General features: G+C 64.1%; 12 protein-coding genes and 4 tRNA genes. 2 read left to right on the forward strand and 14 right to left on the reverse strand.

Going from position 1 to position 14,379, the window contains the following annotated elements; all coding sequences use genetic code 11:
- Window positions 1–33 precede the first annotated feature (33 nt).
- On the reverse strand, window positions 34–2,070 hold the full coding sequence (locus ACOKS3_RS20430) for an oxidoreductase (RefSeq protein ID WP_422763042.1): 2,037 nt from the start codon (window positions 2,068–2,070) through the stop codon (window positions 34–36).
- Between the two features lie 185 nt (window positions 2,071–2,255).
- On the opposite strand from ACOKS3_RS20430, the gene ACOKS3_RS20435 reads away from it, so the two are divergent.
- Window positions 2,256–3,374 carry a nitrilase-related carbon-nitrogen hydrolase gene (locus ACOKS3_RS20435; RefSeq protein WP_422763041.1) on the forward strand — a complete coding sequence of 373 codons (1,119 nt, stop codon included), beginning with the start codon at window positions 2,256–2,258 and terminating at the stop codon, window positions 3,372–3,374.
- 4 nt (window positions 3,375–3,378) lie between these two features.
- Entirely contained in the window at window positions 3,379–4,419 is a 1,041-nt protein-coding gene (locus ACOKS3_RS20440; protein ID WP_422763040.1) for an AraC family transcriptional regulator, read from the forward strand.
- Window positions 4,420–4,609: 190 nt separating this feature from the next.
- Here the strand turns inward: ACOKS3_RS20440 and ACOKS3_RS20445 are convergent, their stop codons facing one another.
- The 13 genes from ACOKS3_RS20445 to ACOKS3_RS20505 all read right to left on the reverse strand — a co-directional run bounded on the left by ACOKS3_RS20445 (window position 4,610) and on the right by ACOKS3_RS20505 (window position 14,339).
- Complete coding sequence (locus tag ACOKS3_RS20445) at window positions 4,610–5,425, reverse strand: DUF2242 domain-containing protein (protein ID WP_103449743.1); 816 nt, start codon at window positions 5,423–5,425, stop codon at window positions 4,610–4,612.
- Window positions 5,426–5,614: 189 nt separating this feature from the next.
- Window positions 5,615–5,691 (reverse strand) — tRNA-Asp (locus ACOKS3_RS20450).
- 140 nt (window positions 5,692–5,831) lie between these two features.
- Window positions 5,832–5,908: transfer RNA gene (locus tag ACOKS3_RS20455), tRNA-Asp, on the reverse strand.
- 99 nt (window positions 5,909–6,007) lie between these two features.
- Window positions 6,008–6,084 (reverse strand) — tRNA-Asp (locus ACOKS3_RS20460).
- A gap of 67 nt (window positions 6,085–6,151) precedes the next feature.
- Window positions 6,152–6,227 (reverse strand) — tRNA-Val (locus ACOKS3_RS20465).
- A 148-nt stretch (window positions 6,228–6,375) separates the two neighbouring features.
- Window positions 6,376–7,146, reverse strand: coding sequence for an SDR family oxidoreductase (locus ACOKS3_RS20470; RefSeq protein WP_181004548.1), 771 nt, complete (start codon window positions 7,144–7,146; stop codon window positions 6,376–6,378).
- Window positions 7,146–8,357 carry an O-succinylhomoserine sulfhydrylase gene (locus tag ACOKS3_RS20475; RefSeq protein ID WP_103449741.1) on the reverse strand — a complete coding sequence of 404 codons (1,212 nt, stop codon included), beginning with the start codon at window positions 8,355–8,357 and terminating at the stop codon, window positions 7,146–7,148. Before ACOKS3_RS20475 ends, ACOKS3_RS20470 begins: the two co-directional genes overlap by 1 nt.
- Before the next feature lie 15 nt (window positions 8,358–8,372).
- Entirely contained in the window at window positions 8,373–9,878 is a 1,506-nt protein-coding gene (gene purF, locus ACOKS3_RS20480) for an amidophosphoribosyltransferase (protein WP_103449740.1), read from the reverse strand.
- A 42-nt stretch (window positions 9,879–9,920) separates the two neighbouring features.
- Entirely contained in the window at window positions 9,921–10,478 is a 558-nt protein-coding gene (locus ACOKS3_RS20485; protein WP_103449739.1) for a CvpA family protein, read from the reverse strand.
- A gap of 171 nt (window positions 10,479–10,649) precedes the next feature.
- Complete coding sequence (locus tag ACOKS3_RS20490) at window positions 10,650–11,312, reverse strand: SPOR domain-containing protein (protein ID WP_103449738.1); 663 nt, start codon at window positions 11,310–11,312, stop codon at window positions 10,650–10,652.
- Between the two features lie 4 nt (window positions 11,313–11,316).
- A complete protein-coding gene (folC, locus tag ACOKS3_RS20495) occupies window positions 11,317–12,603 on the reverse strand; it encodes a bifunctional tetrahydrofolate synthase/dihydrofolate synthase (protein WP_422763039.1) in 1,287 nt (428 codons plus the stop codon).
- Window positions 12,603–13,496 (reverse strand): acetyl-CoA carboxylase, carboxyltransferase subunit beta, encoded by an 894-nt coding sequence (gene accD / locus ACOKS3_RS20500; protein WP_103449736.1) that lies wholly within the window; start codon window positions 13,494–13,496, stop codon window positions 12,603–12,605. The genes folC and accD overlap by 1 nt, the downstream gene beginning before the upstream one ends.
- Before the next feature lie 222 nt (window positions 13,497–13,718).
- On the reverse strand, window positions 13,719–14,339 hold the full coding sequence (locus tag ACOKS3_RS20505) for a phosphoribosylanthranilate isomerase (RefSeq protein WP_103449735.1): 621 nt from the start codon (window positions 14,337–14,339) through the stop codon (window positions 13,719–13,721).
- Between the last annotated feature and the right edge of the window lie 40 nt (window positions 14,340–14,379).

Below are 14,379 nucleotides of genomic sequence, written 5' to 3' on the forward strand. Positions count from 1 at the left end.
ATCCCTGGGGCCGCTAAAGCGGCCCCGGCGGTCTCAGAGTTCAGCGGCCAAGCGCGACCCTTGGTTGATCGCCCGCTTGGCATCCAGCTCGGCCGCCACATCGGCACCGCCGATCAGGTGCACCGACTGCCCCGCCGCCACCAGCCCTTCATGCAGCTCGCGCAGTGGCTCCTGCCCGGCGCAGATCACCACGTTGTCCACTGCCAGCAGCTGCGGTTCGCCTTCACCAACGCGAATGTGCAGGCCAGCGTCGTCGATCTGCAGGTACTCGACGCTGTTGAGCATCTGCACCTGCTTGTTCTTCAGGCCGGTACGGTGAATCCAGCCGGTGGTCTTGCCCAGCCCGTCGCCGACCTTGGATTTCTTGCGCTGCAACAGGTACACCTGCCGCGCCGGCGCATGCGGTTCGGCCGTGATCCCGGCAACGCCACCGCGCGCCTCCAGCTGGGTATCGATCCCCCACTCTTTCCAGAACGCCTCGCGATCCCGGCTGCTGGCTACGCCCTGATGCACCAGGTACTCGGAAACATCGAAACCGATGCCGCCCGCACCAATCACCGCAACCGACTTGCCCACCGGCTTGCGCTCGAGCAGCACGTCCAGGTAGCTGAGCACCTTGGCATGCTCGACACCCGGGATGGCCGGGGTACGCGGCGCGATACCGGTGGCCAGGATGATTTCGTCGTAGCCACCGCCTACCAGCGCTTGCACATCGACCCGGGTATTCAGGCGCAGATCGACGCCGGTGCTTTTCACCTTGTTGCGGAAGTAGCGCAAGGTCTCGTGGAATTCTTCCTTGCCCGGCACCCGTTTGGCGACGTTGAACTGCCCGCCAATCTCGCTGGCAGCATCGAACAACGTCACTTCATGGCCACGCTCGGCCGCCACGGTGGCCGCTGCCAGGCCTGCAGGACCGGCACCGACCACGGCGATGCGCTTGACGGCACGCACCGGCAAGTAGTTGAGCTCGGTTTCGTGGCAGGCGCGCGGGTTGACCAGGCAACTGGTCAGCTTGCCACCGAAGGTGTGGTCCAGGCAGGCCTGATTGCAGCCGATGCAGGTGTTGATCTCGTCGGCGCGCCCTGCGGCCGCCTTGTTGACGAAGTCGGCGTCGGCGAGGAACGGCCGGGCCATGGAAACCATGTCGGCATCGCCCTCGGCCAGCACGAATTCGGCCACTTCCGGGGTGTTGATGCGGTTGGTGGTGATCAGCGGAATGCTCACAGCGCCGCGCAGCTTGGCGGTGACCTTGCTGAACGCTGCCCGCGGCACCTTGGTGGCGATGGTCGGGATGCGCGCCTCGTGCCAACCGATACCGGTGTTGATCAGCGTCGCGCCGGCCCGCTCGATGGCCTTGGCCAGCAGCTCGATTTCGTCCCAGGTGCTGCCGCCCTCGACCAGGTCGAGCATCGACAGGCGGAAGATTATGATGAATTTCGGCCCTACCGCGTCGCGCACACGGGTGACGATCTGCACCGCCAGGCGCATGCGGTTCTCGTAGCTGCCACCCCAGCGGTCGGTGCGCTGGTTAGTGTGGGCGGCGAGGAACTGGTTGATGAAGTAGCCTTCGGAACCCATGATCTCGACACCATCGTAGCCGGCACGCTGGGCCAGCACGGCGCAATTGACGAAATCGGCAATCTGCTTCTCGATGCCTGCTTCATCCAGCTCCTTGGGCTTGAACGGGTTGATCGGCGCCTGGATCGCGCTGGGTGCCACCTGACGCGGGCTATAGGCGTAGCGCCCGGCATGCAGGATCTGCAGGCAGATCTTGCCCCCGGCTTCATGCACGGCTTCGGTAACGATGCGGTGCTTGTCAGCCTCTTCCTCGGTACTGAGCTTGGCGGCGCCGGAATACACGCCGCCTTCATCGTTCGGCGCGATGCCGCCTGTGACCATCAGGCCGACGCCACCACGGGCGCGCTCGGCAAAATACGCCGCCATGCGCTCAAAACCGCCCGGGCGCTCCTCAAGGCCGGTGTGCATCGAGCCCATCAGGGTGCGGTTGCGCAAGGTGGTGAAGCCCAGATCGAGCGGGGCGAGCAAATGCGGGTAGCGGTCGGCAGCCATGGTAGGTTCCCCAGGTGGCGTGGTCACGGAGTGCGGGTACCTCTGCGGGCCCCGTCGTTTATCTGCCTGCGACATTAAACAGCCGTTTGAACGCGCTCAATGATCGAAACTGACAACTTATTGATCCTCCCGCGCACCAGGACTACCCTAGGGAACCCTCGATTCCCAAGGCGCTGTACCGCTTGATGCGAAAACTCCTGGCAGGCGCCCTGGCGCTGGTAATGATCACCGCTCTGTGCGGCTACGTTTTCTGGACCCAACAGCGCCCGGAAGGCCACTACCTCTCCGATCTGCGCGTCGACCTGGCGCTCAACCATGGCGTGCCCGGCGAGCATGGCAACCTGCTCGGCATCGAGCCGTTGCTGTTCCCCAGCGACTACCAGAACCTGCAACGCCTGCACCGCAAGCTTTCAGCCTACCTGGAACAGGCGCGCACTCAGGGCCTGGTTGGCCCGCGCACGGTCGTGGTGCTGCCGGAACACATCGGCACCTGGCTGTGGGCGCGAGGCGAGAAGAACGAGCTGTACCAGGTCACCCGCAACCGTGACGCCGAGCAATGGCTGGAGCTGAGCAACCCGCTGCGTTATGGCTTGGCGATGCTGAACGCCAATGGCGACGATCGGCGCGCCGATGCCCACCTGCGCATGAAAGCCCAGCAGATGGCCAGCGATTACCAGCAACTGTTCGGCGGCCTGGCCAAGGAATTCGGCGTAACCCTGGTGGCGGGCTCGATCGTGCTGCCCGCCCCGTACGTAGAACAAGGCGTGCTGCACATTGGCCACGGGCCGCTGTTCAACAGCAGCCTGGTATTCGCCGCCGATGGCTCGCCGCTGGGCCAGCCGCAACACCAGCAATACCCCGACAGCGAAACACGGCGCTACATCCACCACGGCCGGCACTTTCCGCTGCAGGTGCTGCAGACTCCCGCCGGGCGCCTCGGCGTGCTCATCGGCAGCGACAGCTGGTACCCCGACAACCAGCGGCAGTTGCAGCAACAGCAGGTCCAGTTGATCGCCAACCCGGTGTTCCTCAGCGGCAAAGGCAGCTGGGATGAACCCTGGCGCGGCAATCGCCATCAGGACGCTGCTGCCGAGCTGCCCCTGCAACGCGGCGAAGTCAGCGAGCAGACCGCCTGGCAACGCCTGACCGAGCCCGCAGGTGATGGCGTCAGCATCATGAGCGTGTTCATGCGTGGGCAGTTCTGGGAACAGGGCAGCGACGGCCAGGGCTTCGCCCATCAGGCAGGCGAGTTGCTGGCGGGGCCTCCCAGCCACGGTGCACGCCTGCTGAACCTGTGGCTGTAGACACATGAGCCGCCCCCGCGTGCGCCTGGGCGACCTTTCGGTGGGCTTCGTCCAGCCCCTGGCCGAAGCCCTGCGCGAGCAAGGTCATGATCCGGCGCCGTTGCTTCAGCGCTACGGGCTCGATAGCGCACGCCTGGCCGAAGCTGGCGCGCGCCTGTCGATCCCGCGCTACATGCACCTTGGGCATGCGGCCATCGCGCTGTGTGGCGAGCCAGCGCTGGGCCTGCGCATGGGGCGCCTCAGTCGCCTGGCCCAGGCCGGGCTGGCCGGCGTCACGGCAGCCCAGGCCCCTACCCTGGGCGAGGCGGCACGTACCCTGCTGCGCTTCGAGCCACTGTACGCCGCCAACTACCGTGGCCACTCCAGCTATCACGAAGACGCCCAGGGCGCTTGGCTGACGTTCTACTCGATCAGCCCCTACAACGACTACAACCGCTTTGTGGTCGATTCGCTGCTGGCCGGTTGGCTGGCGCAACTGGCCGCCCTGGGGGGCACCCCTGTACAGGCCGAGCGCCTGGAAGTCGAATTCGATGCACCCGACTACGCCGGTGCGTACCAGCCCCTTTGCAGCGCACCGGTGCAGTTCGGCGCCAGCGCCAACCGCTTGCGGCTGAGCCGCAGTATGCTCGAGCACACCAACCCACAGCACTGCCCGAGCACCTTCAGCCACCTTCTGCAGTTGTGTGAAGCACAAATGCTCCAACGCACCCGGGTGCGCAGCCTGGGCGAGCGCATCACCCACCTGCTTGGCCCGCTGCTCAATGGCGGCCGCGAGCCTGACCTGGAAGAAGTGGCATTGCACCTGCAATTGCCCACCTGGACACTGCGGCGCAAACTGGCTGAAGAAGGCACGCGCTTTCGCGACCTGCTCAACGACACACGACGCGACCTCGCCGAAGCCTATATCCGCGATACGGAGCTGGCTTTTGGCGAGATCGCCTATCTGTTGGGGTTTGCATCGGCAGAGGCCTTCCAGCGCGCATTCAAGCGCTGGACGGGCGTTACGCCGGGGGAGTTTCGCCGCAGCCAGCGGCAGGCAGGTTAAAGCTCTGTAGCGTCGTCTGCCGGTTCTGGCGGATCCAGTTCGTAGGCCTGAAATTCGAGCAGTTCTTCCTGATAGTCATCCATCGCCCTACGTCCCCTTCTCATCTGTCTTCTTTGGTCATGCCTTCAACCTAAACGGGCCGGGTGAAGGAGTGTTCAGGAAGTTATCGCCGCTCATCTGTTACAGCGAATTAAAGCGACGACGGAGCAGGCTGCGCATCCTGCTGCACCTGAATCGGTGCGGCTTCCACTGGCGGCGCCACCGGTTGCGAACTCTGGCTATCATCGACTACCGGCTTGGCCGCCGCTTCACTGGCAGGTGCAACCGCCGCAGGTGCGGGTGTGGCGTCAACCAAGGGCGCAGCCGCTGGCGCTACGACGGCCGGCGCTACCGAGGCCTGCTCCGGCAAGCCCAGGTCAGGCGCTGGCTTTTCCGGCTTGGCCACAGGTGCTTCAACCTTGGCCTTGGCGACCTTCTTCGGCTTGGGCAGGAAACTTTCCACCAGGGCGAAGTAGCGATCGTAGAACTGCGCCGCCGTCACCGTCTCGCTGGCGACCTTGACCATCGAGTCGTCGCTGGAGCCGATCGGCATGGATACCGAGCCGAGCACGCCGACCCCCAGGCTGGCCGAGCTGTTGGACTTCTTCAGGCTGTAACGGTCCTGCAGGGCGTTGGCAAACATGGTCGAACGCTTGTCGTCGTTGACATCTGGCGCACAGGTCACGTTGAAGCTGATCTGCAGGTGGTTTTCGCTGTTCTGCTGGAAGCTCTTGTTGCCCATCACCTGGTTGGCGCCACTGCTGGTGATGATGTAGCCCTGGCTGAGCAACGCACGGCGAGCCGCTTCGCAGGAGCCGGCATCGGTCACCGGGAAGCTGCGCGAGTAGGTCCCCGAGTCGTCGAAGTTCTCGTGCTCGTAGATGGCGGCTTTCTTCGAAGAGCAACCGGTCACGCCCGCCAGCACCAGGGCCAGCCCGAGCGCACCAAAGACGGATGATCTGGTCATTGCGAATTCCGGGTAAGTCAAAAGAGGCCTATTGTGCATCACTGCAGGCAAGCACTGAAACCGTTGATCGGTGAAGAGTCTGTCAGGATCGTGTAAATCTGGTCGCCGGCATGGCCCAGAAACGAAAAAAGCGACCCGAAGGTCGCTTTCTCGTTGCTTCAAGGCGTTCAAGGGGCCTTGAGGCGAAGATGGCGCAGCGGACGGGACTCGAACCCGCGACCCCCGGCGTGACAGGCCGGTATTCTAACCGACTGAACTACCGCTGCGTATCATTCAGGCTTTCGCCCGATTGAAAACTGGGTCTACCCTTCCGGCGCGATGGCCTCAGGGCAGGCACAAAAAAAGCGACGTGTGATCGCTTCATTTGTGTTTGCTTCAAGGTGTTCTAGGGACCTCGAAACGAAGATGGCGCAGCGGACGGGACTCGAACCCGCGACCCCCGGCGTGACAGGCCGGTATTCTAACCGACTGAACTACCGCTGCGTATCGTTCAGGCTTGCGCCCGATTGAAACTGGGATCAGCCTCAGGCATTTCGCCTTCGACTTCAGACCGGTGCCAGGCACCCATCTGTTACTGAAAAATGGCGCAGCGGACGGGACTCGAACCCGCGACCCCCGGCGTGACAGGCCGGTATTCTAACCGACTGAACTACCGCTGCGCAGTGTGTTTCTCTCCGGCTTTCGGCTTCATCAGAAGCGCCCAGCGCTAGAAACAACCTCAGGAAGTGGTGGGTGATGACGGGATCGAACCGCCGACCCTCTGCTTGTAAGGCAGATGCTCTCCCGGCTGAGCTAATCACCCTCGCGATGTTGCTTGTTGCGTTTGCTTCGCTGAGGCCGCGAAATTTACGCAGGTGCCGAAGCTAAGTCAATAGCCCCGTTGAATTTTTTTCAAAAAAGGCAAAAACGGAAAAGGGACCTTTCGGTCCCCTTCCCTTACTGCAGTCTGCTCAGGTGTAGATCATCTTGCGGGTCATGCCGCCGTCCACAACAAACTCCTGGCCAGTGACGAACCCGGCCTGGCGCGACAGCAGCCAGGCGACCATGGCCGCCACATCCTCCACCGTCCCTACCCTGCCCGTCGGGTGCTGGGAGTGGTCGGCCTCGGTCAAGGGCTCGGCACGGCGCTGGGACGGGTCACGGGCATCGATCCAGCCAGGGCTCACCGCATTGACGCGGATCTCCGGGCCCAGGCTCATGGCCAGGGCATGGGTCAAGGCTACCAGGCCGCCCTTGCTCGCCGCGTAGGCCTCGGTGTCTGGTTCGGACTGCCGGGCACGGGTCGAAGTCAGGTTGACGATCGCCCCATTGTGCGCACGCAGGTACGGCGCACAATGCTTGGCCAGCAACATCGGGCCATTGAGGTTGACCGCCAGCACCCGGTTCCACTGCGCCAGGCTCAGGCTTTCCAGAGTCTGGTTGTGTGGATTGGCGATCGCCGCGTTGCATACCAGCGCATCCAGCCGCCCGAACTGACCAAGCACCTCGGACACCCCGGCACTGACCTGGGCCTCGTCGGCCACGTCCATGGTGATGAACCAGGCGTTTTCGCCCAGGGCCTTGGCCACCTTGGCACCGCGCTGGCGGTCAAGGTCGCTGAGCACCACTTGCCAACCTTCGCAGATCAGCCACGCGGCAATGCCCAGGCCGATGCCGCGGGCGGCACCGGTGACCAGGGCAACCCGACCGTTATGGCCGGGTACACCGCCGCGGATTTCCATCACAGCGCCGCCAGCCCACGGGCGAGGTCCGCCTGCAGGTCGGCCACGTCTTCCAGGCCCACGGCAACCCGGATCAGGCTGTCGCGGATGCCCGCAGCTTCACGCTCCTGCGGCGTCAGACGGCCGTGGGAGGTGGTGGCCGGGTGGGCGATGGTGGTCTTGCTGTCGCCGAGGTTGGTGGTGATCGAAATCACCCGGGTCGCATCGATGAAGCGCCAGGCGCCCTCTTTGCCACCTTTGACCTCGAAGCTGACCACCGCACCGAAGCCGCTCATCTGACGCTTGGCCAGCTCGTGCTGCGGGTGGCTCGGCAGGCCGGCGTAATGCACCTTCTCCACGCCCTCCTGCTGCTCCAGCCATTCAGCCAGGATCTGGGCACTCTCGCAGTGCGCACGCATGCGCAGCTTGAGGGTTTCCAGGCCTTTGGTGAAGATCCAGGCGTTGAACGGGCTGAGGGTCGGCCCGGCAGTACGCAGGAAGCCCACCACTTCTTTCATCTGCTCGGCACGGCCGGCAACCACGCCCCCCATGCAACGGCCCTGGCCGTCGATGAACTTGGTGGCCGAGTGGAACACGATGTCGGCACCCAGCTTGAGCGGCTGCTGCAAGGCCGGGGTGCTGAAGCAGTTGTCCACCACCAGCATGGCACCACGGGCGTGGGCAATTTCAGCCAGCGCAGGAATATCCACCAACTCGGCCAGCGGGTTGGACGGGGATTCGACGATCAGCAGCTTGGTGTTGGCCTTGATGGCCTTTTCCCAGCCAGCAAGATTGACCAGTGGCACGTAGTCCACCTGCACACCGAAACGCTTGAAGTACTTCTCGAACAGGCTGATGGTCGAGCCGAATACGCTCTGCGACACCAGCACGTGGTCGCCGGCACTGCACAGCGACATGACTACGGCAAGGATCGCCGCCATGCCGGTGGAGGTGCCCACGGCCTGCTCGGCGCCTTCCATGGCCGCCAGGCGCTCTTCGAACGCACGCACGGACGGGTTGGTGTAGCGCGAGTAAACGTTGCCCGGCGTTTCGCCGGCAAAGCGCGCAGCGGCATCGGCCGCCGTGCGGAACACATAGCTGGAGGTCAGGAACAGCGCTTCGCTGTGCTCGGCCTCCGGTGTACGGTTTTGACCGGCGCGCACCGCCAGGGTGTCGAAACCGACACCCTCGAGGTCACTGTCCAGTCGTCCGGCATCCCATTGATCCGTCATGCCGTCGCTCCCAAATCAGTTGTTGTAGAGGTCGATGATTGCGCTGACCGCCTGGTTCTTGACCTTGGCCAGATCGTTACGGGCCTGCTCGATACGGTCAAGGTAGGCTTCGTCGATGTCACCGGTGACGTATTCACCGTTGAACACCGCGCAATCGAAGTGTTCGATCTTGACCTTGCCGCCACCGACCGAGTCGATCAGGTCCGGCAGGTCCTGGTAGACCAGCCAGTCGGCGCCGATCAACTCGGCCACCTGTTCGGTGGTACGGTTGTGGGCGATCAGTTCGTGAACACTCGGCATGTCGATGCCGTAGACGTTGGGGTAGCGCACCGCAGGGGCTGCGGAGCAGAAGTAGACGTTCTTGGCGCCAGCTTCGCGGGCCATCTGGATGATCTGCTTGCAGGTGGTACCGCGCACGATCGAGTCGTCCACCAGCATCACGTTCTTGCCGCGGAATTCCAGCTCGATGGCGTTGAGCTTCTGGCGCACCGACTTCTTGCGTGCGGCCTGGCCAGGCATGATGAAGGTACGGCCGATGTAGCGGTTCTTGACGAAGCCTTCGCGGAACTTAACGCCCAGACGGTTGGCCAGCTCCAGCGCGGCAGTACGGCTGGTGTCCGGGATCGGGATGACCACGTCGATGTCGTGCTCGGGGCGCTCGCGCATGATCTTGTCGGCAAGCTTTTCACCCATGCGCAGACGGGCCTTGTACACCGAGATACCGTCGATGATCGAATCCGGGCGGGCCAGGTAGACGTGCTCGAAGATGCACGGCTGCAGCTTCGGTGCATCGGCACACTGCTTGGTGAACAGCTGGCCTCCTTCGGTGATGTACACCGCTTCGCCCGGCGCCAGGTCGCGGATCAGGGTGAAGCCGAGCACATCGAGGGCGACGCTTTCCGAGGCGATCATGTATTCCACGCCTTCGTCAGTGTGACGCTGGCCGAATACAACCGGACGGATGCCGTTCGGGTCACGGAAGCCGACGATACCGTAGCCGGTGATCATCGCAACCACCGCGTAGCCACCGACGCAACGGCTATGCACGTGGGAAACGGCTGCGAACACGTCTTCTTCGGTCGGTTGCAGCTTGCCACGCACGGCCAGTTCATGGGCGAACACGTTCAGCAGCACTTCCGAGTCGGAATTGGTGTTGACGTGGCGCAGGTCGGACTCGTAGATCTCCTTGGCCAACTGCTCGACGTTGGTCAGGTTGCCGTTGTGCGCCAGGGTGATGCCGTACGGCGAGTTGACGTAGAACGGCTGGGCTTCGGCCGAAGTCGAGCTGCCCGCGGTCGGGTAGCGCACGTGGCCGATACCAATGCTGCCGACCAGGCGCTGCATGTGGCGCTGCTGGAAAACGTCACGCACCAGGCCATTATCCTTGCGCAGGAACAACCGGCCGTCGTGGCTGGTCACGATACCGGCAGCGTCCTGGCCGCGGTGCTGGAGGACCGTAAGCGCGTCATACAGCGCCTGATTGACGTTCGACTTACCGACGATACCGACGATGCCACACATGCGACGCAACCCCTACTTTGATGAAACTTGAACGAACAGTGCTCAGGGCTTTGCCGGCCCGAGCAACTGCTCCTTGAATGGAAGATCAGCCGGAGCGCTGATCAGCCCACTGGGAGTCCACTGACCGGTGAAACCCAGGATCAGGTTTTTCGACCAGTCAGCGACCAATAGAAACTGTGGTATCAGGCGTGATTCCTGCCACCAGGTGTCTTGCTGCACCGGCCCCAGGCTGAGCAGGCCGACGGCCACCACCACCAGCAACCCCCCGCGCGCGGCACCGAAGGCCATGCCGAGGAAACGATCGGTGCCGGACAGCCCGGTCACGCGGATCAGCTCGCCGATAAGGAAGTTGAGCATGGCCCCCACCAGCAGGGTGGCGACGAAAAGAATGGCGCATCCGGCGATGGTGCGCATCGACGGCGTCTGGATATAGCTTTCAAGGTACACCGAAAGCGACCCACCGAACATCCAGGCGACCGCCCCTGCAACGATCCAGATGAGCAGGGACAAGGCTTCCTTGACGAAGCCGCGCTTGAGACTGATCAGTGCGGAGACGGCGATGATCGCGATGATCGCCCAATCAACCAGAGTAAAGGCCACGGTGCTGCCTGCAGACGTTTGAGGCGGCGCATTTTACCAGAGCGAAAGGCCGGGAGTAAGCGGAATGTCAGGTGGATCCCTGAGTCAGGTTTTCAGGCCTGCGTCGCCCTTCTGCAGGAGCGGCCTCATGTCGCGAAAGGCCGCCCGTACCGGGACAGTACTGACCCTGATTCAGCCTTTTTCAGGCTGGAATCGGGTCACGAAGCCATTGAGCTTCTGCTGGCGGTTGATCACGTCTTTCAGCTTGTCAGCCTCGGCGCGCTCGATCAACGGCCCGACATACACCCGGTTCATGCCACCGGCCGAGCGAATGTAGGCGTTGTAGCCCTGGCTGCGCAGGGTCTTCTGCAAGTTCTCGGCGCCGGCCCGGCTGGACAGGCTCGCCAGCTGGATCGACCAGCTCACCGGCAGGCCATTGACGTCGATCTTCGACGGCGCAGGCGCTGGCGCAGTTGCCACTGGGGCGGCCGGCTTGGCAGCGGGCGCCGGCGTTGGCACTGGGGTCTGCGGCTTGGGCTGAGCTTGTACCTGGGGCTGAGTCTGCGGCGACGGCGTGATCGGCTGGCTTGGTGTCCTTACCGGCGCCGTCGACTCATTGACCACCACCGGCGGCTGCTCGGGCTCCTCTGGCAGCGGCTGTGGCTCAGGTACCGCCACCTGCTCCACCTTGACCTCGGGCAGGGTCGGCATGGCCGGCGCCTGCGGGGCGTCGACACGCACCTGGCGCATCTCGTCCTGGCGGGTGAACAGCATCGGCAGGAAAATCACCGCCAGCGCCACCAGCACCAACGCACCCACCATGCGCTGCTTCATCCCTTTGTCCAGCACTGCCATCTAGTCACCCCTCCAGGGCCTGCCGCTCCAGCCATTCCAGGGCCTCGGCGACACAGAAAAACGAACCGAACAGCAGAATCTGATCATCCGCCGTCGCCTGCGCACATTGCCCTTCCAGGGCGGCGTCGACGCTGGCGTAAGACTTCACCGCAGCACCATGGTTCGTCAAGGCAGCGGCCAATTCGGCAGCCGGACGGCTGCGTGGGGTGTGCAGAGGCGCTACCGCCCAGTCGTCGACCAAGCCGTGCAGCGGCGCGATGACGCCCTGCAAGTCCTTGTCGGCGAGCAGGCCGAACACTGCCAGGCGCCGCCCCTTCAGTGGGCGCGCAGCCAGCCGCCGGGCCAGATACTCCGCAGCGTGCGGGTTATGCCCAACATCCAGCAGCAGTTCCACCGCCCTGCCCTGCCAGGTCAACTGGCGACGATCGAGACGGCCGGTGATGCGGGTGTCGAGCAAGGCCTGACGGACCCGCCCGGCATCCCACGGCAAGCCCATCAGCAGATAGGCCTGCAGGGCCAGGGTGGCGTTCTCCATGGGCAGGTCGAGCAGCGGCAGACCGTGCAAGGCTACCGGCGTGCCGTCTGCAGTGACCCCGCGCCAGTCCCAGCCACTTTCGTGGCTTGCCAGATCGAAGTCGCGACCGCGCAGGAACAGTGGCGTTGCCAATTCGGCGGCCCTGTCCAGCAACGGCTGCGGCGGATCGAGGTCGCCGCACAGCGCCGGCTTACCCTGGCGGAAGATGCCGGCCTTCTCGAAGGCCACCAGCTCGCGGGTATCGCCCAGGTAGTCGACATGGTCGACGCCGATGCTGGTCACCAGCGCCAGGTCGGCATCCACCACGTTCACGGTGTCCAGACGACCACCAAGGCCCACTTCGAGCACTACGGCATCCAGCTGCGACTGGTAGAACAACCAGAACGCCGCCAGCGTGCCCATCTCGAAGTAGGTCAGGGAAATCTCGCCCCGCGCCGCCTCGACGGCGGCGAAGGCCTCGCACAGGCGCTCATCGCTGGCTTCCTGGCCATCGATCAGCACCCGCTCGTTGTAGCGCAACAGGTGGGGCGAACTGTACACCCCTACCTTCAACCCCTGAGCCCTCAGCAGCGAGGCCACAAAGGCGCAAGTCGAGCCCTTGCCATTGGTACCGGTCACCGTGACCACCCGTGGCGCCAGCTTGCCCAGCGCCAGCCGGGCAAGCACCTTCTGCGACCGCTCCAGGCCCATGTCGATAGCCGAGGGGTGCAACTGCTCGAGGTAGGCGAGCCACTCGCCCAGGGATCGTTGTTTCATCACGCGACCGCAGCGACCTCGCGGGCCTGCTCCGGCGTTTCCTGGCCGGTCATCTGCGCCAGCAGGCGAGCCAGACGCGGACGCAGGTCGCCACGGGAGATGATCAGGTCGATGGCGCCGTGCTCCAGCAGGAACTCGCTGCGCTGGAAGCCTTCCGGCAGTTTTTCGCGCACGGTCTGCTCGATCACGCGTGGGCCGGCGAAGCCGATCAGGGCCTTCGGCTCACCGACGATGACGTCGCCGAGCATCGCCAGGCTGGCGGAAACACCGCCGTAGACCGGGTCGGTCAGTACCGAGATGAACGGGATGCCTTCTTCGCGCAGGCGTGCCAGCACGGCCGAAGTCTTGGCCATCTGCATCAGCGAGATCAGCGCTTCCTGCATGCGCGCACCGCCGGAGGCGGAGAAGCAGACCATTGGGCAGCGGTTTTCCAGGGCATAGTTGGCGGCACGCACGAAACGCTCACCGACGATGGCACCCATGGAGCCACCCATGAACGAGAATTCGAAGGCGCTGACCACGATCGGCATGCCCATCAGGGTACCGCTCATGGAGATCAGGGCGTCTTTTTCGCCGGTCTGCTTTTGCGCACCGGCCAGGCGGTCCTTGTACTTCTTGCCGTCACGGAACTTCAGGCGGTCGACTGGCTCCAGCTCGGCGCCCAGTTCGGCGCGGCCTTCCGGGTCAAGGAAGATGTCGATGCGGGCACGTGCGCCGATGCGCATGTGGTGGTTGCACTTGGGGCAGACATCCAGGGTCTTTTCCAGCTCCGGACGATACAGCACGGCCTCGCAGGCCGGGCACTTGTGCCACAGGCCTTCCGGCACCGAGCTCTTCTTCACCTCGGAACGCATGATCGAAGGGATCAGTTTGTCGACTAACCAGTTGCTCATGCTTTCTTTCTCCAGTATTGGCGGACGGGGACCGGACTGGCCGGCCATGCCCTGCCCTTGAGCTCAAATTCTTCTATGAAACGATGACGGCCCGGCCGCAGGGGCTGCCTGCGCACCGCGCCGTCTTCAATCTGTGTTGTGGCCATGCAGCATGCTGCTGGCCGCCCCGCAGGGCTGCGAAACCTATGGACGATGGCGCGCCGCCAGCCGTCACATCTGCCGTCACGCCTGTTTCACAGCGCGCATGAAGGCTTCGATCTTCGCCGCATCCTTGATGCCCTTGGCCTGCTCCACACCGCCACTGACATCCACCGCATACGGCCGCACCTGGGAGATCGCCTGGCCAACGTTGTCGGCCGACAACCCGCCCGCGAGGATGATCGGCTTGCTCAGCCGCGCCGGCACCAGCGACCAGTCGAAGGCCTCGCCGGTACCGCCAGGCACACCGGCAACGTACGTGTCGAGAAGAATGCCGCGAGCGCCAGCATAGTGCTGGCAGGCGGCTTCCAGGTCATCGCCCGGGCGCACGCGCAGGGCCTTGATCCAGGGCCGATGATAACCTTCGCAATCGGCCGGGGTTTCGTCGCCGTGGAACTGTAGCAGGTCCAGCGGCACCACTTCGAGAATCTCGTTCAGCTCGCAACGCGAGGCGTTGACGAACAGCCCGACCGTGGTCACGAACGGCGGCAACTCGGCAATGATCGCCCGCGCCTGGCGAACGTCCACGGCACGCGGACTTTTGGCATAGAAGACGAAACCGATGGCATCGGCCCCCGCCTCAGCGGCGGCCAGCGCGTCCTCGATGCGGGTGATCCCGCAGATCTTGCTGCGAACGTTGCTCATGGACTGCAAACCCTGAGTGAACTTGTGAAGGGCCCGATGT

The organism is Pseudomonas sp. HS6-2 (assembly GCF_049325675.2).
Taxonomy (GTDB): Bacteria; Pseudomonadota; Gammaproteobacteria; order Pseudomonadales; family Pseudomonadaceae; genus Aquipseudomonas; species Aquipseudomonas putida_N.